At 75.0% G+C, this 19,323-nt stretch carries 11 protein-coding genes; 9 read left to right on the top strand and 2 right to left on the bottom strand.

The features are described 5' to 3' along the window. Positions 1 to 77: 77 nt before the first annotated feature. Both GA0070609_RS09280 and GA0070609_RS09275 read left to right on the top strand, forming a co-directional pair. Complete coding sequence (locus tag GA0070609_RS09280; protein ID WP_088997534.1) at positions 78 to 722, top strand: C39 family peptidase; 645 nt, start codon at positions 78 to 80, stop codon at positions 720 to 722. Positions 723 to 875: 153 nt separating this feature from the next. Continuing rightward, positions 876 to 1,388 (top strand): GNAT family N-acetyltransferase, encoded by a 513-nt coding sequence (locus GA0070609_RS09275; RefSeq protein ID WP_088997605.1) that lies wholly within the window; start codon positions 876 to 878, stop codon positions 1,386 to 1,388. Between the two features lie 116 nt (positions 1,389 to 1,504). Here GA0070609_RS09275 and GA0070609_RS09270 read toward each other — a convergent pair whose 3' ends face one another. Beyond that, a complete protein-coding gene (locus tag GA0070609_RS09270; RefSeq protein ID WP_088993434.1) occupies positions 1,505 to 2,536 on the bottom strand; it encodes an ABC transporter substrate-binding protein in 1,032 nt (343 codons plus the stop codon). A 218-nt stretch (positions 2,537 to 2,754) separates the two neighbouring features. On the opposite strand from GA0070609_RS09270, the gene GA0070609_RS09265 reads away from it, so the two are divergent. From GA0070609_RS09265 to GA0070609_RS09240, 6 genes are all read left to right on the top strand, one after another. Then, complete coding sequence (locus GA0070609_RS09265; protein ID WP_231928855.1) at positions 2,755 to 3,705, top strand: FecCD family ABC transporter permease; 951 nt, start codon at positions 2,755 to 2,757, stop codon at positions 3,703 to 3,705. Next, positions 3,702 to 4,730: a FecCD family ABC transporter permease gene (locus tag GA0070609_RS09260; protein WP_088993432.1), complete on the top strand. Its 1,029-nt coding sequence runs from the start codon at positions 3,702 to 3,704 to the stop codon at positions 4,728 to 4,730. Before GA0070609_RS09265 ends, GA0070609_RS09260 begins: the two co-directional genes overlap by 4 nt. 59 nt (positions 4,731 to 4,789) lie before the next feature. After that, on the top strand, positions 4,790 to 5,569 hold the full coding sequence (locus GA0070609_RS09255; RefSeq protein WP_088997604.1) for an ABC transporter ATP-binding protein: 780 nt from the start codon (positions 4,790 to 4,792) through the stop codon (positions 5,567 to 5,569). Between the two features lie 97 nt (positions 5,570 to 5,666). Continuing rightward, a complete protein-coding gene (locus GA0070609_RS09250) occupies positions 5,667 to 7,694 on the top strand; it encodes a penicillin acylase family protein (RefSeq protein WP_088997603.1) in 2,028 nt (675 codons plus the stop codon). 1 nt (position 7,695) lies between these two features. Further along, positions 7,696 to 8,268, top strand: coding sequence for a GNAT family N-acetyltransferase (locus GA0070609_RS09245; protein WP_088993431.1), 573 nt, complete (start codon positions 7,696 to 7,698; stop codon positions 8,266 to 8,268). 144 nt (positions 8,269 to 8,412) lie between these two features. Continuing rightward, entirely contained in the window at positions 8,413 to 9,282 is an 870-nt protein-coding gene (locus GA0070609_RS09240; protein WP_088993430.1) for a hypothetical protein, read from the top strand. Between the two features lie 39 nt (positions 9,283 to 9,321). Here GA0070609_RS09240 and GA0070609_RS09235 read toward each other — a convergent pair whose 3' ends face one another. Then, positions 9,322 to 17,529: a protein kinase domain-containing protein gene (locus GA0070609_RS09235; RefSeq protein ID WP_157748096.1), complete on the bottom strand. Its 8,208-nt coding sequence runs from the start codon at positions 17,527 to 17,529 to the stop codon at positions 9,322 to 9,324. 376 nt (positions 17,530 to 17,905) lie between these two features. Between GA0070609_RS09235 and GA0070609_RS09230 the strand changes: the two genes are divergently transcribed. Further along, positions 17,906 to 19,300: an acyl-CoA synthetase gene (locus GA0070609_RS09230; protein ID WP_088997602.1), complete on the top strand. Its 1,395-nt coding sequence runs from the start codon at positions 17,906 to 17,908 to the stop codon at positions 19,298 to 19,300. The last annotated feature ends 23 nt before the right edge of the window (positions 19,301 to 19,323 follow it).

Raw genomic sequence — 19,323 nt, 5'->3', positions numbered from 1 at the left:
CCTTTCCTCACCGCGCGGCCCACCCATCCCCCTTGGGTGTGCCGTGTTTCCCCCGGATCGAAAGGCTTGTGATCACCATGCGTACCGACATCCTGCGTAAGACCGCCCTGACCGCCGCCGGCCTCGCGTTCACCGGCGGCGCCATCGCCGCCCCCAGCACCGCCGTCTTCGCGGCCGAGAAGCCGACCACCTCGGTGACCACCGACCGCAAGAACGGTGAGCGGGAACTGGGCGTGCGCTACGAGGCCCAGCCGAACTTCTACTACTGCGGCCCCGCCGCCGCCCGCAACGCCCTGTCCGTGCAGGGCAAGAACATCAACATGGACGCCATGGCCGAGGAAATGGGCACCACCGAGGCCGGCACCAACTCCATCAACGACATCACCCCCGTCCTGAACAAGGAAACCGGTAAGGACGTCTACCGCAGCGTCGAGATCCGCGACCGCGCCGCCGACGACAAGCAGACCGACAAGCTGCGCGCCGACGTGGTCAAGGCCGTCGACGAAGGCCGCGCCGTGGTCGCCAACATCGCCGGCACCGCCACCGACACCGACGGCAACACCCACTCCTTCGAAGGCGGGCACTACATCAGCGTCGTCGGCTACCGCGACGGCGGCAACACGGTGACCATCGCCGACTCGGCGAACCCGAACACCGCCAGCTACCGGATGAGCATCGACAACCTCGCCGACTGGATCGCCACCCGCGGCTACGCCGCCTGACACGCGAACAAGCAACACCACGAAGGGCCGACCCCCAACCCGGGGGCCGGCCCTTCGCCGTGTCCCGAGGTCGGAGATCCGGAGCGCCGGCAGCGCACCGGGCCGGCGGAAAGGCTTTGCCGGCTCCGGTGGGCGGCCTCTAGGGTGCTCGCCGTGCAGATCCGGCCGTTCACGCAGTCCGACTGGCCCCAGGTGTGGCCGATCCTCCACGAGGTGATCCGGGCGCAGGAGACCTTCCCCTACGACCCGGCGATGACCGCCGGTCAGGCGTACGACATGTGGGTGGAGCAGCCGCCGGGACTCACGGTGGTCGCGGTGGACGGCGGGGCGGTGCTCGGCACCGCCAAGATGGGCACCAACCGCCCGGGGCCCGGCTCGCACGTCTCCACGGCGAGCTTCATGGTGGCTCGGGAGGCGCGTGGCCGGGGTGTGGGCACGGCCCTGTGCCGGTACACGTTGGACTGGGCCCGCTCGCGCGGCTATGCCGGGATGCAGTTCAACGCGGTGGTGGCGACGAACACCGCCGCCGTCGAGCTGTACCGGCGGGAGGGCTTCGCGGTGGTCGGCACCGTGCCGGGCGCGTTCCGGCACCCCACCCTCGGCCGGGTCGGCCTGCACGTCATGTACCAGGAGTTCCCGAACGCCACCGTCCCGGGAGCCGCCTGACCCTCGGGCCCTCTCCCGACCGCTACCGCCCGCCACCCGCGCCGACCGAGGTCGGCGCGGGCCTGTGACGGGCGGGTGACGCCGGAACTGGAACCGGTCGCGGACGGCGACCGCTGTCAGCTGACCTTCTTGGTGGCCAGGATCGCCTTGGCCAGGTTCTCCAGCAGCGGCGCCGCGCCGGCGTACGAGAAGCGGGGCACCGCGTCCCACGGGGTGACCTGGTTGGCCTTGACGGCCGGCAGCTGCCCCCAGGTCGGCTTGGCGGCGAGGTCCTTGGGCTGCAGAGCCGTGCTGCGGTTGTCCAGCAGGATCAGGTCGGCCGGGAACTTGTTGGCGTTCTCCCAGCTCAGCGCCTCGAAGTAGTCGCCCGTCTCGAGCTTGGTGGGCACCACGATGTCGACCCCGAGTTCGGCGAAGTACATCAGGTCGGTGCTGACCTTCGGGTTGGAGACGTAGAACAGGTCGGGACTGCCGGAGGCGGCCATCACCTTGATGCCCGGGTTGGTCTTCACCGCCTGCCGGACCGACTCGGCGGCGGCCTCGAAGCGGGCCTTGGCGTCGGTGACCTTCTTGGCCGACAGGTCGGCGCCGAGCGACTCGGCGAGCTGGGCGTACCGCTCGATCGGCTTGGTCATCGGCACCCGGGCGGTGGTGACGGCCACGCTCGGGGCCAGCGGGAGGATCTTGTCCTTGCTCTCGTCCGGCACGTACCAGAGCGCGCCCGGGTCGTACATGTGGGTGACCAGCAGCTCCGGGCGCAGGGCCGCGTACTTCTCGACGCTGAACTCACCCCAGACGTTGCCGAGGATCTCCACGCTCTCCACGTTCAGGTCGCCAGCCTGCGGGTCCTTAGTGCCGTCCGCTCGCTTCGTCTCCCCGAAGACGCCGACCACCTGCGTGTCGAGTCCGAAATCGACCAGCGCCGCCGCGGTCCCGGTGAAGGCCACCACGCGGGTCGGCCGGGTGCCGGCGCTCACCTTCTCGTTGCGGTCGTCGGTGAACGACCAGGGGCCGGAACCCTTGCTGGCCGCCGGAGATGCGGAGTCACCGTCGCCACCGCAGCCGGCGAGCAGCGCGGCGAAGGTGGCGGCGCCACCGGCCAGCAGGCCGCGGCGGGAGAGTCGACGGGCGGACACGGGATCAGGCATGACGTCGTCTTTCGATCAGGGTCGGAGGGGGTGACCGTGGACAGCCCGGTTAGGTTAACCTAACCTAATCGCCTGTCAAGTTCGGCGCCCCCCAATCGGAGTTCACACTGTCCGTCATCCAGTCACCATGCAGCGGTGACCTGTCCGTGACCCCGGCCGTGCCGCCGCCGCCCCGAAGCGGCCGTGCCGCACTGCGGGCCGCCGGTCTGGTCGTCGCCCTGCTGCTGCTCGTCGCCGTCACCGTGCTCAGCATCGCCGTCGGCGCCAAGCAGCTGCCGCTCGCCGAGGTGTGGCACGGGCTGCTCGATCCCGACTCGGCCGAGTACGCCGTCGTGCACCGGATGCGGCTGCCGCGTACGCTGCTCGGCCTGCTCGCCGGCGCCGCCCTCGGGGTGGCCGGGGCGGTGATGCAGGCGCTGACCCGCAACCCGCTCGCCGACCCCGGCCTGCTCGGCATCAACGCCGGCGCCGCCGCGGCGGTCGCCACCGCCGCCGCCTTCCTCGGCGTCACCGCGATCGACGGCTACGTCTGGTTCGCGCTGCTCGGCGCCGCCGCCGTCACCGCTGGCGTGTACGCGGTCGGCGGCGGCCGGGCGGCCACCCCGGCCCGGCTCGCGCTGGCCGGCGCGGCGCTCAACGCCACCCTCTACTCGTACGTCAGCGCGGTGATGCTGCTCGACGCGGCGTCGCTGGACCGGCTGCGGTTCTGGACGGTCGGCTCGCTGGCCAGCGCCGAGACCGCGACGGTGCTGCGGGTGCTGCCGTTCATCGGCGCGGGCCTGCTGGTCGCCCTGGTCGCGGCCCGCCCGCTGAACGCCCTGGCCCTCGGCGACGACTCGGCGCGGGCGCTGGGCGCCCGCCCGGCGCTGATCCGGGCGGTGGTGATCGCCGCGATCACGCTGCTCTGCGGGGCGGCCACCGCGGCCTGCGGTCCGATCGTCTTCGTCGGGCTGCTGGTGCCGCACCTGGTCCGCGCGCTGACCGGGCCGGACCTGCGCTGGCTGCTGCCGTACTGCGCGCTGCTCGCGCCGGTGCTGCTGCTCGGCGCGGACGTGCTGGGCCGGGTGCTCGGCCGCCCCGGCGAACTCCAGGTCGGCATGGTGACCGCGGTGCTCGGCGGGCCGCTGTTCCTGTGGCTGATCCGGCGGGGAAGGGTGGCCCACCCGTGATCGTCCTGCGGACCCCGGGCGGGGTGTCGCTGCGCCTGCGCCCGCGCGCGCTCGTCGTCGGCGCCGGTTGCGCGCTGCTCGCCGCGGCCCTCGGCGTGCTCGCCCTGGGCAGCGGCGACTACCCGATGAGCGCCGCCGACGTGCTGCGCACGCTGGCCGGCGGCGGCAGCCCGGCGGAGGAGTTCATCGTCACCGAGCTGCGGCTGCCCCGGCTGGTCACCGCCGTCTGTGTCGGCGCCGCGCTGGCCCTGGCCGGCGCGGTCTTCCAGTCGCTGGTACGCAACCCGCTGGGCAGTCCGGACGTGCTCGGGTTCACCCAGGGCGCGTCCACCGGCGCGCTGCTGGTGGTGGTGGCCGGCGGCAGCAGCCTGGCGCTCGGCGCGGCCGCGGTGGCCGGCGGGCTGGTCACCGGGGTGCTGGTGCACGCCCTGGCCTGGCGGCACGGCCTGCCCGGCTTCCGGCTGATCCTGGTCGGCATCGGGGTCACCGCGATCCTCACCGGGGTCAACGGCTACCTGCTGACCCGGGCGCCGTTGATGGACGCGGCCCGGGCCGTGCTCTGGCTCACCGGCAGCCTGGACGGTCGGGGCTGGGCCAACGCGCTGCCACTGCTGGTCGCGCTGGCGGTACTGGTGCCGGTGGTGTTCCTCTGCTGCGGGCCGGCGCTGCGCATGATCGAGCTGGGCGACGACGCCGCCAGCGCGCTGGGCGTACCGGTGGAGCGGGTGCGGCTGCTGCTGCTCGGCGCGGCGGTACTGCTGGTCTCCCTCGCCGCGGCCGCCGCCGGGCCGGTCTCGTTCGTGGCGCTCACCGCGCCGCACCTGGCCCGCCGGTTGACCCGGGCGCCGGGGCCGAGCCTGTTGCCCGCGATGGCCGTCGGCGCTGCGCTGCTGGTCGGCGCCGACCAGGTGGCGCAGCGGGCGTTCAGCGGGCACCAGCTGCCGGTCGGCGTGGTCACCGGCGTGATCGGCGGCGGCTACCTGGTCTGGCTGCTCGCCACCGAACGGAAGGCCGGCCGGCTGTGACGACCACGAACGAGAACGGAGCACCGACCATGCAGGCCCACCGGCTCAGCGGCGAGGCGATGACGCTCGCCTACGAGCGCCGCACCGTCGCGCAGGACCTGACGGTCGCCGTGCCGGACCAGTCCTTCACGGTGATCATCGGCCCGAACGCGTGCGGCAAGTCGACCCTGCTGCGCGCGCTGTCCCGGCTGCTGCGGCCGGCCGCCGGGGCGGTGCTGCTGGACGGGGAGGACATCCACCGGCGCTCGGCGCGCAGCGTCGCGCGGACCCTCGGGCTGCTGCCGCAGTCGTCCATCGCGCCGGACGGGATCGGGGTCGCCGAGCTGGTCGCCCGCGGCCGCTACCCGCACCAGCGGCTGCTGCGGCAGTGGTCGCGCGAGGACGAGCGGATCGTGACCGAGTCGATGGCCGCCACCGGCGTCGCCGACCTCGCCGACCGCGCGGTCGACGAGCTCTCCGGCGGGCAGCGGCAGCGGGTCTGGATCGCCATGGCGCTGGCCCAGCAGACGCCGCTGCTGCTGCTGGACGAGCCGACCACGTACCTCGACATCGCCCACCAGATCGAGATCCTCGACCTCTGCGCCCGGCTGCACGAGGAGCAGGGCCGCACCCTGGTGGCGGTGCTGCACGACCTGAACCACGCGGCGCGCTACGCCACCCATCTGATCGCCATGCGCGAGGGGCGGGTGGTGGCCGCCGGGCCGCCGGCCGAGGTGGTCACCGCCGAGCTGGTCGAGGAGGTGTTCCGGCTGCCCTGCCGGGTCATCGAGGACCCGGAGAGCGGCACCCCGCTGGTCGTGCCCGCCGCCCGCCGTCGAGCCGGTGCGGTGGCGCCGTGAGCGACCCGACCGCGCGGTGCGGTGGCGTGGTGACCGACCGGGCAGCCCGGCGTGGCGCGCCCGATCGTCCGGCCGGTGGCGGGAGCCGGCGATGAGCATCCGGGTCTACCGGGACGCCTGGGGGGTGCCGCACCTGCGCGCGGACAGCGCCGACGAGCTGGCCTTCGCGCAGGGCCGCAACGCCGCCGTCGACCGGGCCTGGCAGCTGGAGGTCGAGCGGCACCGGTCGCAGGGCACCAGCGCGGCGTTCCTCGGCGCCGAGGCGGTGGAGTGGGACCGGTTCGCCCGCCGGGTCCGGCTGGACGACACCGCCCGGCGCTGCCACGCCGGCCTCGACCCGACCACCGCGAGCTGGGTCGGGCACTACGTCGACGGGGTCAACGCCGGCCTCGCCGAGGGCGCCGCCCGGGCCCCGGAGTTCGCCGCCACCGGCCTGGCTCCCGGCCGCTGGCAGCCGTGGACCCCGCTGGCGCTCTGGCTGAGCCACCACATCCTCTTCGCCGGCTTCCCCGGCAAGCTGTGGCGCGAGCACGTGGCCCGGCGGCTCGGGGACGCCGCGGTCACCCTCTTCCACACCGACGGGCCGGCCACCTCCGGCAGCAACGGCTGGCTGGTGGCCGGTGAGCGCACCGCGAGCGGGGCGGCGCTGCTCGCCGGCGACCCGCACCGCTTCGTCGAGGACCCGGGCATCTACCAGCAGGTCCGGCTCGCCTGCCCGGAGTACGACGTGCTGGGGCTGGCCGTGCCCGGGGTGCCCGGGATCGGCCACTTCGGGCACGCCGGCGAGGTCGCCTGGGCGATCACCAACGCGATGGCCGACTACCAGGACCTGTACGCCGAGCGGCTGCGCCGGCGCGGCGCGGCGGTGGAAGCGTACGGGCCGGACGGCTGGCGGCCGGTCCGGGCACACCTGGAGACGATCGAGGTGGCCGGGTCGGCGCCGGTCGAGGTCGAGGTGGTGGAGACCGACCGGGGCCCGGTGATCGCCGGCGGCCCGGACGACGGGACGGCGGTCAGCCTGCGCTACCCGCCCCGGGTCACCGGGGAGCTCGGCTTCGCCGCGCTGCCCGCGCTGCTGCGGGCGCGTACCGTCGCCGATGTGGACGCGGCCTTCGACCACTGGGTGGAGCCGGTGAACGTGGTGCAGGCGGCGGACACCGCCGGGGGCCTGCTGCACCGGGTCGCCGGCGCGGTGCCGGTACGGCACCCGGACAACCGGCTGCGGGTGGTGCCGGCCTGGGAGCCGGGACACGCCTGGCAGGGCTGGCACCGCCCGCTCCCCCGGGCCGAGGTCGACGGCGTCGCGGTGATGGCGAACCAGCGCGGCCTGGCCGCGCCGCTCGGGGTGGAGTTCGCCCCGCCGCACCGGGCCGACCGGATCCGCCACCTGCTCGACGCGTCGACCGCCTGGCGGGCCGAGGAGATGGTTCGGGTGCACACCGACACCCACCTGGCCTCGGCCGAGCCGCTGCTGGCACTGCTCGACGGGCTCACCGGACTGAGCCCGCTGGCCGCGGCGTTGCGCGAGCGGCTGCGCCGCTGGGACCGCCGGATGGACGCCGGCAGTGTGGACGCCGGCGCCTTCGCCGCGCTGCGCGCCGCGGTGGTCCGGCGGTTCGTGGCCCACCCCGCGCTGGCCGCGCTGGCCGACCCGCCGGCCTACCCGGAGCTGTTCCGGCCCTGGCTGGCGCTCGCCCCACGGGTCGGCTACGCGCTGGAGGCGCTGCTGCGGACCGGACTGCCCGAGGTGGACCGGCCAGCGCTGGTGCGGGCGGCGGTCGAGGAGGTGGCCGCCGACCCCGGCGGCAGCTGGGGCGAGCGGCACCGGCTCGCGCCGTGGCGCGCGCTGCCCGAGCCGGACGCCGCGCCGGGGCCGGAGCTGGCCGGCGACCACGACTGCGTGCTGGCCACCTCCAGCGTGCCCGGGGTGACCGACGCCTGCCTGCGCGCCCCGGTCGCCCGGTACGTCTGGGACCTGGCCCGGCGCGAGGAGAGCCGCTGGGTGGTGCCGCACGGCGCCTCCGGTGTGCCCGACGACCCGCACCACCACGACCAGCAGCCGCTCTGGCTGGCCGGGCGACTGGCCCGGGTGATCACCGACTGGGACCAGCTCACCGAGGAGTGAGATGAACGCTGAGCAGCGCGTCGCCGATCCGCACCGGTACGCCCGGGACGTTCCCGGTTTCGGGGCGGTGACCATCCGGCCGGTCGACCCGGACACCGACATCGACCTGCTGCACGGCTGGGTGAGCCAGGAGCGGGCCCGGTTCTGGGGGATGCTCGACGCCGACCGGGAGCGGGTCGCGGAGATCTACCGGTACCTGGACTCGTTGGGTACGCACCACGCGTACCTGGTGCACCGGGACGGCGTGCCGGTCGCGCTGCTGCAGACCTACGACCCGTACGCCGACCCGGTCGGCGAGTGCTACGACGTACGCCCCGGCGACTACGGCATCCACCTGCTGCTCGGCCCGCCGACGTCGACCGAGCACGGGTTCACCGCCACCGTGGTCGCGGAGATGCTCCGTTTCGTCCTGTCCGATCCGGACCGGCGCCGGATCGTGGTGGAGCCGGACGCGCGCAACGAGCGGGCGATCCGCCGGTTGCTGCGCTGCGGATTCGTCGCCGGCCCGCAGGTGGACCTGCCCGAGAAGCGGGCCCAACTGCTTTTCCTGGAACGGACCGACGCGCCCGGTTGACGACGGCATGACCGGCCCGATGGCCGGGCCCGGGCGGGGATCCGGCCGGGGACGCGCGGTCACTGGCCAGCCGCGGACGGGTGGCGCGGCCAGCGGCTGACGGGCCCGGTCCGGCCGTCGTCGCGGTCCGCTACGTTGGTCGCCATGCCCTTCAGTGCGCACGTGTTGCGGGTGCTGATCGCCTCGCCGGGAGACACCACGGCGGAACGCGACGCGGTGACCGAGGCCCTGCACGGCTGGAACGCCGCCCGGGCCGAGCGGGAACAGGTGGTGCTGCTCCCCCGGCGGTGGGAGACCAACGCGGTGCCCCGGCTCGGCGGCAGCGCGCAGAGCGTCATCAACGACCAGCTCGTCGACCGCGCCGACATCGTGATCGCCCTGTTCGACTCGCGGCTCGGCATGGCGACGGCGGCGGCGGTGTCCGGCACCGCCGAGGAGATCGAACGGTCGCACGCCGCGGGCAAACCGGTGCACGTCTACTTCTCCACCGAACCCATCCCGCGCGACGCGGACCTGGAGCAGGTGCATGCGCTGCGGTCGTTCCAGGAGCAACTGTCCAAACTGGGGCTGCTCGGCACGTACGCCAGCCCGGAGGACCTCGGGCACCAGGTGCGGCAGGCGATCGAGGGCGATCTGGACCTGCTCGGCCTCGGCGCCGTGCCCCGCCGCCCGAGCGGCCGGGAACGCGCCGTGCTGCGCGCGCGGTACGACAGCGAGCGGGAGCAGTACCGGGACGACCGCGGTGCGGTGCGGTACCGGACCCGGCGGGAACGGCTGGTCGTCACGAACGCCGGGGAGGCGGCGGCGCACCGGGTGCGGGTCAGCGTCGAGAGCCTCGCCGGCCAGGGCACCCCGCCCCGGCTGTACGGCGACGAAACCCCGGACATCATCCCGCGCAGCGAGTTCTCCTGGCCACTGATGGGCGCGCTCGGGGACGGCCGCGCGTTCGCCGTGGTCATGCGCTGGAACGAGGGCGACGACGAGTTCGCCGAGACGCAGCACGTCTCCCGGTAGGACGCGAACGGGGGCGGGCGCCCCGGCCCCGCGCGGCGGTCAGCCGGCGATCATGTTGATGATCTCGTTGACCAGGGTGATCACGGGCAACCCGACCCGCTGGAAGAGCGGGGTGGACGCCGGCACCGTCTCCGCGGCGTCCACGATGTCCGCGCCGATGCGCTGGAGCCGGTCCGGGCGCGGCGCCTCCGCGGTCGCCTCGCCGGTGAACGCCGCCAGGTCCCGGGCCACGCCGTCGGCGACCCCCGCGGGCAGCTCGGCGCGCAGCGCCTCGACGGCGGACTCGAGCTGCGCGATCCGGGCCGTCAGCTCCGAGGTCTCCACCCCGGCGTTGACCGCGAAGGTCCCGATCCGGTTCCGGTTTCCCACCACCGAACCCGTGACCGAGCTGCCCTCGATGCTGATCCCGTCCTTCGTCACGTTCATCTCCTCGACTCTGTGGATGATCAGGCTCTGGCCCGCCGTGCGGGGTGGCGCGGGCGCGGGTGGAAACTCGGCCGGCCGTTCCGGTGCCGCCTCCGGCACCGCCAACCGCAGGTCCCGGGCGAAGTCGCCGGCCGTCACGTAGCGGTCCTCGTCGCGCAGCGCGATGGCCCGGGTCAGGCAGGCCATCAGCGGCAACTCCACCGGCAACGGCCGGGCGCCGGCCGGCCGGCCGGCGGTGTCGAGGTCGGCGAGTTCGGTGCCGTAGGGCAGCTCGCCGTTCGGGTCGAGCATCTGGTACAGCACGACGCCCAGGGCGAAGACGTCGTCGGTCGGCAGCGCGCCGCCCTCGTCCTGGTCCAGCCGGCGCAGATAGCCCGGGCTCAGGTAGCCGGGGGTGCCGCCGCTGATCGGGTTGGCCGACCCGTCCTGGGTGCCGCGACCCCAGTCGACGACGCTGACCGTGGTGTCGTCCACGATCACGTTGCCCGGCTTGATGTTGCCATGGGTGATCCCACGCAGCCGGAACACCCGCTCCACCACGTCGCACGCGGCCGCGATCCACCGGACCAGCTTGTACGGCTCGGTCGGCACGTCGCGCTGCATCCGGGCGATCTCCGCCAGCGAGCGGCCCTCGGCGTGGTCGAAGAGGAACCAGTCCCCCTCCCGGCCGACGTACCGGGGCACCCCGGTCAGCGGCGTGCGGGACAGGTAGGTCAGGAACTCGTCGACCAGCTTGGCGGTCTCGTCGCCGGTCAGCGCCGACGAGTCGGCCCGCGACCGCCCGCCGGTGTCGGTCGTGTGGGTCACCCGCTTCGCGGTGAACAGCTGCCCCTCCCGCATCACCAGCCGGGTACGGCACGGCCCCAGCGAGTACGTCCGCTGGGTCTCGTACTGGCTCGCGTGCAGGTGGCTCTCCTCGATGGTGAACCGCAACTGGGAGAACTGCCGTTCCGCGAAGTGCTGGACGTGCAGGTTGATGATCTCGTTCGCCCACCGGTACTGCTCGCGGTCCACCCGCAGCAGGCCGATCAGCAGGTAGCGATCGATCTGGTCCATGTGCCGCGCGTCGAGTTCGCGCTTCAGCTCGGCCGTCTCGCCGAGGTCGATGGCCCCCTGCGCCCGGTTGGCGAGTTGGACGAGCAGGTCACGACCGTCCGGCCCCTCGGTGTCCAGCTTGACGATGCCGATGGTGGCGGCCGACGTCTTCGCCATGGCGAGCCCGACCTCGCCGACCAGGCTCCGGGTGACCAGCCGTCGGCGATCGGTGGTGAGCCGCAGGGCGACGTCCTTGCCGATGTGGTGGATGTGGTTCGGGTGGCCCTCGGTCAGCCGCCACACCTCGGCCCTGGCCTCCGGCAGGATGCGGGCCGTCCCGGCGAAGCCCTCCTCGAAGACCTGCTCGGTCGCCCGGCGGTCGAGGTAGCCGAGCGTCTCGGTCTGCAACTCGTCCTGCAGCGCGGTACCGGCGAGCAGCGCCTTGAGCGTGGCGCCGGTGCACGAACCGCAGAGCAGCAGGGCGACGGCTCCGCTGTTGGCGATCGTCCGCAGGCTGGCGGCCACCGGACCCAGCTCCTGCCGGGCGTGCAGGTCCTTCAGCAGTTCCTGCACCTCGTCGAGAATGACGAGGAATCCGAGCCGCTCGGCGCAGGCGGCCCGCAGCCGCCGGCACCAGCGGATGAACGCCTGCGCGTCGTCCGGCTCGGCCGGCGGCGGCGGGACCGGGTCGGTGAACCGGCCCTGCGCGGCGAGCGCCTCGGCGGCCGAGGCGATGGCCCGGCCGATGCGGCCCAGCGGGTGCGCACCCGACGGGAACGAGCTGACGTCCAGGTAGATCGGCAGCACGTACGGGATCTTCCAGCTCTCCGGCGGGCCGTCCGTCTCCAGCCACTGCAGCAGGGAGGTCTTGCCGACCTTCCGCGGCCCGGTCAGGCTGCGGATGGTGGCGTTGCGGGTGTGCGCCTCGCCGTACTCCAGGCGCAGCTTCTCCAGCTCGGCGTTGCGGCCGAAGAACATGTCCCCGGTCGCGGTGACGTTCGGGGTGAACAGCGACCGGACCGGATGCTCGTGCTGGTCGCCCACCTCGAGGGCGAGCTGCCGGACGATCTCGTCGCGCAGGCCGTCGGCGGTCTGGAAGGTCACCGTCAGGCTCACGTCGTCCGCGGCGACGTCCGCGCAGAACCCCTCGGTCCGCTGCTCCTCGGCGTCCATCCGCCCGAGGTTGGTGGTCTGGCCGCCGAGCCGCACCCGCAGCTCCCGGACCTCGACGTGCGCGGTGAACTCGACGACCGCCTCCACCGGCCCGCCGACGATCCGGGTGGCGGCGAGCACGTTCACCTCGATCGCCCCGGTGGAGCTGCGCTGGTCGCGGGCGATCTGCTCCCACCGCCCGTACAGCCACTTGCCGACGGTGGCCGCCGCCTCCTCGACCACCGGGGAGCCGAGGCCGGTCTGCAGCGAGCGGATCTGCCGCAGCACGGTCAGCAGCTCGCTGCGCAGCCCGACGTCGGTGACCGGGCCACCGACCTGGGGCAGCAGCTCCACGCAGCGCCGCCACAACCCGGCGAGCCGGTGGACCGCCTGGGCGACGCCGGTGCCCTCGGTGAAGCCGAGCAGCCGGTCGGTCAGCGCGGCCAGGGGCGGCTCGACCCGGGCGATGTCGTCGTCGGTCCTGATCCGCTGGATCTCCCACAGGGTGGCGTTGATCTTCTCGCGGTAGACCGACCTGCGGTACTCGATGCTGCTGCGTTGCGCCTCCGCCCGGTCGCTGTCCACCGGCGTGAGCAGCTGCCACTCCCGCTTGACCTCGAGCACCCGGTCCAGCCCCTCCAGGTAGAGGGTGCGTTCGCAGAACGCGGTGAGGTCGTCGAGCATGGCCCGCCGGTCCCGGGCGTTCGGGTCGAGCAGACCGAACCGGGCCGCGAACGCGTCCTCGATGAGGCCGCACTCCTCGGCGACCCGCGCGCGGAGCAGCCGCACCTCGCGGTTGCGGGCGGCGGGCAGCCGGTCCGCCAGCCGGTCGAGGAAGTTCCGCAGCCGGACCGGATCCTGGCCGGCGAAGTGGTCCACCAACCGTTCCAGGTCGGCGGGGCGCAGCTCGGGCGCGTGCGGCGCGCCGAGCGCCTCCAACCGTTGCCGCTCGATCGCCCAGTCGACCGCCTGTCGGCTGGTCAGGCGCGGCGTGAACAGCAGGCCGACGGCCCGCCGCACGAGATCGTCGTGACCGTGGCTGTCGGCGATCACCGCGGCCATCGCGGTGGAGAACTCGGGGCGGCCGGGCAGGGCGTCCTCGGCGCGGCGCAGCAGCGCCTCGGCGGCCTCCCGGGGCCGGTTCTGCAGGTGCAGGCGCAGGCCGGCCAGGCCGAACGCGTACGCGTTCGCCTCCGGAACGCCGGCCACGGAGAGCTCGGCCAGGTGGTCGGCGGCCCGGTCCAGGTCCTTCTCGGCGTACGCGAGCTGCGCGAGCAGCAGCCTGCCGTGGTGGCTGTAGGAGATCGACTCGGCGATGGCCCGGGCGTCCGACAGCCGCCCGAGGCGGATGAACGCGCCAGCGGTGTTCCGGGCCACGCCGAGATGCCGCGGCTGGAGCTGCAGCGCCGCGCCGAACTCGGTCGCGGCGAGCGGCCAGTCCTCGTGGCGCGCGGCCCGGATCCCGGCGTCCACCGCGGGTCGGGCCTCGTCCTCGATGTCCAGGAACTCGTCGCACGGAGGGTACGGGGTGAGCACGTCGACCGCCCGGCTCTCCAGCCGCTTGATCTCGGCCGAGTAGTCCGGCAGTTGCTTGAGCACCTCGACGGGTTCTCGGGTGGTCATCGACCGGACCAGGTCCTCGAGGGCGGACCGGCGTTCCCAGATCGGCCTGTTCTCGGCCGGCGGGGCGCCCCTGCCCAACAGTTTGCGCGCCTCCGCCGAGGAGGGGTTGTGCAGCAGCGCGGCCTCGGCGTACCGCCGGCGGGCCGGGCCGTCGCCCCGCTTGCGGGCGAGCTTGGCCAGGGTGAGGTAGCGGGTGTAGTCCCCGCCGTCCGCCTGCCGGGTCAGGATCTCCTCGAGCTGGGTCACCCGGGCCCGGCCGGTGGCCAGCGCCAGGGCCGGCGCGAGCAGCTCCGCGGCGAGGTCGAACCGGTCGAGGCAGTCCAGCACCATCGTCCACGCCCGCTGGTCCTCTCCGGCGAGCGCCAGGGCACGGATGTGTTCGGCGTACGGGTGGGCCGTCGGCGACGGCAGCTCCGCGAACATCTCCTCGATCTGGGCCAGCAGCAGCCGCCGACGGTCCGGCGGGGCATCGGCCATCTCGGCGCGCAGGGCGGAGCTGGCGACGATGAACCGGTGCGCGTCCGGGGCGCGCCGGAACGCCTCGACGGCGCGGGCAGCCGACACGCCGCCCGCCGGCGCCGACCGGGGCGACGGGACGGGACGCCACCCGGGGTGGGCGACCGGCATCGGCAGCGGGCGGCCCAACTCGGCGAAGAGCCGCTCCAGCGCGGCCCGCTGCTCGGGCAGGTACGTCCGGGAGGTGACCCGGGTGTGGTACTCGAAGGCGGCGCCGGCCGATTCCAGGTCACCGAGGTACGCGAAGGCGCAGCCGAGGTTCCAGGCCGCGCTGGCCACCAGGTAGAGGCGGTCGGAGGTCTGCCGGTAGAGCGCCACGGCCTCGGCCGCCCGGCCGGTGAGCACCAGCGTGCCGAGGGCGTTGGGCAGCGCCAGCCCGAAGCCGGCGGCGACGGCGTCCCGCCACAGCTGCGCCGCGGCCGCCGGACCCTGCTCGAGCTGCACCTGATGGGCCCGGTGGACGGCGGGCGGGGTGCCCGACGTGACGGCGATCTCGGTGATCCACGGTGGCGGGGCGAGCGCGGGACCGTCCGATCGGGGCGGTCCGGGCGTGGCGGGCAACCGGAGCCAGCCGCCCGGCTCGCCGTCCGGGTCGATGCCCGCGTCCCGCATCAGCCGTTGCAGGGTCAACCACACCCGGGGCAGCTCCGTCGGCCGGGCCACGGTCTCCACGCCCCGCAGCAGGTCGATCGCGTCCCGGGTGCGGCCGGCGCGGCCCAGCTCGGGGGCCAGCACCAGCACGGCGGTGAGCTGGCCCTCGGCCGGCAGGAACCGCACCAGCTCGCCGACGAGCTCGTCGGCGTGCGGCGCGGCCAGTACCTCGTCGACGATCACCGTGGCGGCCGAGGGCATCACCATGAGCGCCTGGCGCGCGAGTCCCACCAGGTGCGACGGGTCGTATGGGTCGGCGATGGCGGCGCGCACCTCGCGGACGAGGTCGCGGGGCTGCGGAAGCGGGGGCAGCGCCGAGGCGCCGGTCGCCGGCTCCGCCGCGCCGTCCAGCCGCGCCCCGGCCACCGGCCCGCCGGCGCCGATCCGCTGCCGCAACCGGTACAGCTCGTCCATCGACGCGCCGAGGTCGGCGGCCGTCCGCAGGTGCTCCTCCGCGAGGTCGGCGGCGTCGACCTCCACCGCGATCCGCGCCAGCTCGTAGTGGTGACGCCAGTTCGCGGCCCCGGCCGCCGCGATCTCCGCGACCGCCTCGCGGGCCTGGTCCAGCCAGCGCTGCTCCCGGCAGATCCGCAGCAGCAGGAAGGCGCCGGGCGAGTGCGGGGCCAGCCGCAGCAGGCGCCGGATCCGGCGCAGCGCCGCCTCGGCCTGGCCCTGCTCGTAGAGGGCCTTCGCGGCCTTCTCCTGCGCCTGCATGACGTGCTGCGGCAGGGCCACCGGCACCGGGGGCGGTGTCGGTTCCGGCGCCGGCACGCCGTTGTGGCGGAGGAACTCGGTGAGGGCCGCGCGCTGCTCCGCCGGGACCCGGTCCGCCATGATGTCGAGGAAGTACCGCAGCGCGCCGACCGCCTCGTCCCGGCAGCCCACCGCGGCGTACGCGCAGCCCAGGTTCCACGCCAACGTCGCGTTGCCGTAGAAGCGCTCCGCGCACTCGCGGTACAGCTCCAGGCCGCGCAGCGGGTCACCGGCGAAGACGTACTGGCCGACCGCCCAGCCGAGGGAGATGGCGGAGCCGGCGCGGGTCTCGTCGGCCAGCGCGTCGGCCAGCTCGGTCGCGGACGGACGGGCGTCGTCGGCGCCGGTCGACGAGTTGATCCGCGGCACCAGCAGGTCGGCGGCCGGCAGCGGGGACGCCACGGTCAGCTCGGCCGGTGGGACCGGGGGCCGGCTGCGCCGCGCCGCCTCCTCGGCGCCGGCCTCGTCGCCACGGGCGCGGCGCACCTCGGCCAGCCGGTGCAGCACCGCGGGCCGCTGCCGGGGCGGCAGGCCGGAGAGCAGCGCCTCGGCCACCTCACCGTCGGTGGCGAACCGGTCGATCATCGCGTCGACCAGCTCGACGGTGTCGGGCCGACCGAGGCGGCGGGCCAGCGCGAGCAGTTCGTCGCGGTCGCCGTCGGCGACGGCCTGCTCGATCGCCGACAGGGTGGGGACGTCGGACCCGTCGCGGCGGCGCTTGAAGTCCGCCAGCGAGGGGGTCGCCGGCGCCGCCGGCGGACGCGGGGTCGGGCCGGTCCGCGGCCGCGGACCGGTCAGCCCGTCGATCTCGGTCAGGTGGAACTCGGCGTCCTCGAACCGCTGCTCGGCGACGGCGATCCGGGCGGCCCGCAGGTGCGGGCCGGCGCCGCCGGCCAGGTCCGGGGGCATGGCCTCGATCCGGTTGCCGGTCCGGGTCAGCCGCCGCCGCAGCTCCGCGCCGCGCACCGTCACGGCGAGCAGGTCGAGGCCGTCGCGGGCGTACCCGAGGTCGCAGTCGGCGATGCCCGCGCCGATCAGCGCGGCGACCTCCTCCACTTCGGCGTCGTCGGGACAGCGGGCGGCGTATTCGAGGACCCGCTCGTGCAGGTCCTGCAACGGGGACAGGGCCTCCTCCACCTCGGCCGTCGCGATGTCCAGGCCCTCCAGCACGCCGGCCACCCGGCAACCCAGCTCGGGCGTACCGGCGTGCGCCAGCGCGGCCCGGGCCAGCGTCTCCGGGAGGCGCTCGCCGACCGGCGGCGGCTCGGCCGCGGTGAGCGCGACGGCCACGAGTTCGTCCAGCGGGGCGGGCAGGGTGTCACCGGGCACGGCGGGCGGCGCGACGGCGCCCTGCGCGAGCCGCCCCAGTTCGATCGACCGCCGTACGTGGTCCTGGATCTGTTCGGTCGCCCGTACCAGCAGTGGCCAGCGCCGGCCGTTCGTCGGGATCGGCTCGCGCAGCGTCCGGTTGACGGCGGCCACCAGGTCCTCCGGCCGCTCGGCGAGCAGGCCGGCGTCGTGCGGCTGCCCGGCCCGGGCCGCCTCGATCACCTCGCGCACCGGCCGGACGAAGAGCGGGCCGGTCACCTCCCGGTCGATCGCGCTGAGCCGGGACGCGTCCCGCTCCAGCTCGGCCAGCACCCGTTCCAGTTCCCGGTGTGCGGCCGCGCAGATCATCACCGGCGCCTCGCCGGCCTGCTCGGTCAGTGCGGCGAGCGGGGCGTGCACTGCCTCGGGCAGGTGCCGGTCGCCGTAGATGGCACCGTTGAACGGGCGGCCCAGCCACGCCCTGGCGAACCAGTCGAGCAGCTGGCTGAGCTGGTGGTCCTCGCCCGCGTACGCCGCGTCGCAGAGCCGGCCGAGCAGCCGTACGGCCCGCGACCCGGCCTCGTCGCGACGCCGGTCGTCGGGGGTGACGATGGAGGCGAGCAGCGCGGCCTCGCGCACCAGCAGGGCCGCCGCCACCGCGGCGTCGCGCAGGATCGACCCCGGGACAGCGGCCAGCGCGTCGTGCGCGTCGGCGTCGACGACGGCGACGAGCGCCTGCGCCGCGACATCCGTCCGGGGCGGCTCCTCCTCCGTGATGCTCAAGCTCACCCCCAGGCCCGGTAGGATGCGCGGCAGCCGTCGGCGCCACGCCCGCCGATGCGCCGTCCCTCCACTGTGCTGCTGACCGGCGGGCTCGCACAGGCAGAATCCCGACAGTAGGCCGCCTCGCAGACCGGCGCGGAGCCGGCCGCGGCGCGGGGCCGCACCACAGACCCTACAGACTGGACGCTCGGCGTCCGGCCCTCGGTCGATCCGGCGCCGCCGGCTCGCCGTGACCGGGAACGACCACGCCCGGCGGCGGCCCGGGCGGGGTGGTGCGCCCGGTCCGGTGGTGGCTACGGTCGGGCCGGGCCCGCGCCACCGGGGGCTCCGGTCCGCCGCCCCGGCGACCGCCCGCCGCGTCTGGGAGGTCCACGACGTGACCCTGTTGACGGCGTTGTCCACGGCCGCGGACGACCGCCCGGACGCGGTCCGGGTGGCCGGGCGGTCGATCTCCCGGGCGCGGCTGCTGGCCAGCGCCACGGCGGTCGCCGACCGCGTCCGGGGGCTGGATCGGGTGGCCGTGCTGGCCACCCCGTCACTGGAGACCGTGGTGGGGATCGTCGGCGCGCTGCTGGCCGACGTCACCGTGGTGCCGCTGCCGCCCGACGCCGGCCCGATGGAACGCGAGCACATCCTGCGGGACTCCGCGGCGGCCGCGGTGCTGGCCGCGACCGGGCACGACGTCGGCGGCGACCTGCCGGTGGTCCCGGTGTCACCGGACCTGCGCTCCTCGACCAGCCACCCGGTGCCCGCCCCGGACCGGCCCGCGCTGATCCTCTACACCAGCGGCACCACCGGGCTACCCAAGGGCGTGCTGCTCTCCCGCCGGGCGATCGCCGCCTGCCTGGACGGGCTCGCCGACGCCTGGGCCTGGACCCCGGACGACCTGCTGGTGCACGGGCTGCCGCTGTTCCACGTACACGGACTGGTGCTGGGCCTGCTCGGACCGCTGCGGCACGGCAGCCGGCTGGACCACGTCGGGCGCCCCCACCCCGAGCGGTACGCCGCCGCCGGCGGGACGCTGCTGTTCGGGGTGCCGACCGTCTGGTCCCGGATCTGCGCCGACCCGGCCGCCGCCCGCGCCCTGCGCCGGGCCCGGTTGCTGGTCTCCGGCAGCGCGGCGCTGCCGGCGGCGGTCTTCGACGGCCTGCGCGCGCTCACCGGGCACCGGGTGGCCGAGCGGTACGGGATGACCGAGACCCTGATCACGGTGAGCGCCCGGGCGGACGGCCCCCGCGAGGCCGGCTGGGTGGGCTGGCCGCTGCCCGGGGTCGGCACCCGGCTGGTCGACGAGCACGGCGACCCGCTGCCCGCGGACGGCTCGGCGATGGGCGAATTGCTGGTCCGGGGGCCGACGCTCTTCGACGGCTACCTCAACCGGCCGGACGCGGACGCCGCCACCCGGACCGGCGACGGCTGGTACCGCACCGGCGACATCGCCACCATCGGCCCGGACGGTCGGCACCGGATCGTCGGGCGCGCGTCGACTGACCTGATCAAGAGCGGCGGCTACCGGATCGGCGCCGGGGAGGTCGAGGAGGCGCTACTGGCCCACCCCGGGGTACGCGAGGCGGCGGTGGTGGGCACCCCGGACCCGGTGCTGGGCCAGCAGGTCACCGCGTACGTGGTCGGCGACGGGGTGGCCGAGCCGGAGCTGATCGACTTCGTGGCCCGGCTGCTGTCGGTCCACAAACGACCGCGCCGGGTGCACCTGGTTGACGCGCTGCCCCGCAACGCCCTCGGGAAGGTGCAGAAGACCCGGCTCGGGTGAGCGCGCGCCGCCGGCGACACCCG

It is taken from the genome of Micromonospora echinaurantiaca, from assembly GCF_900090235.1.
Taxonomy (GTDB): domain Bacteria; phylum Actinomycetota; class Actinomycetes; order Mycobacteriales; family Micromonosporaceae; genus Micromonospora; species Micromonospora echinaurantiaca.
This window is presented reverse-complemented; position numbering and strand designations above follow the sequence as displayed.

Excerpts from the sequence above, each read along its gene's own strand:
- GA0070609_RS09280 (WP_088997534.1), top strand. The coding sequence starts at position 78 with ATGCGTACCGACATCCTGCGTAAGACCGCCCTGACCGCCGCCGGCCTC.
- GA0070609_RS09240 (WP_088993430.1), top strand. The coding sequence starts at position 8,413 with ATGCCCTTCAGTGCGCACGTGTTGCGGGTGCTGATCGCCTCGCCGGGA.
- GA0070609_RS09255 (WP_088997604.1), top strand. The coding sequence starts at position 4,790 with ATGACGCTCGCCTACGAGCGCCGCACCGTCGCGCAGGACCTGACGGTC.
- GA0070609_RS09245 (WP_088993431.1), top strand. The coding sequence starts at position 7,696 with ATGAACGCTGAGCAGCGCGTCGCCGATCCGCACCGGTACGCCCGGGAC.
- GA0070609_RS09270 (WP_088993434.1), bottom strand. The coding sequence starts at position 2,536 with ATGCCTGATCCCGTGTCCGCCCGTCGACTCTCCCGCCGCGGCCTGCTG.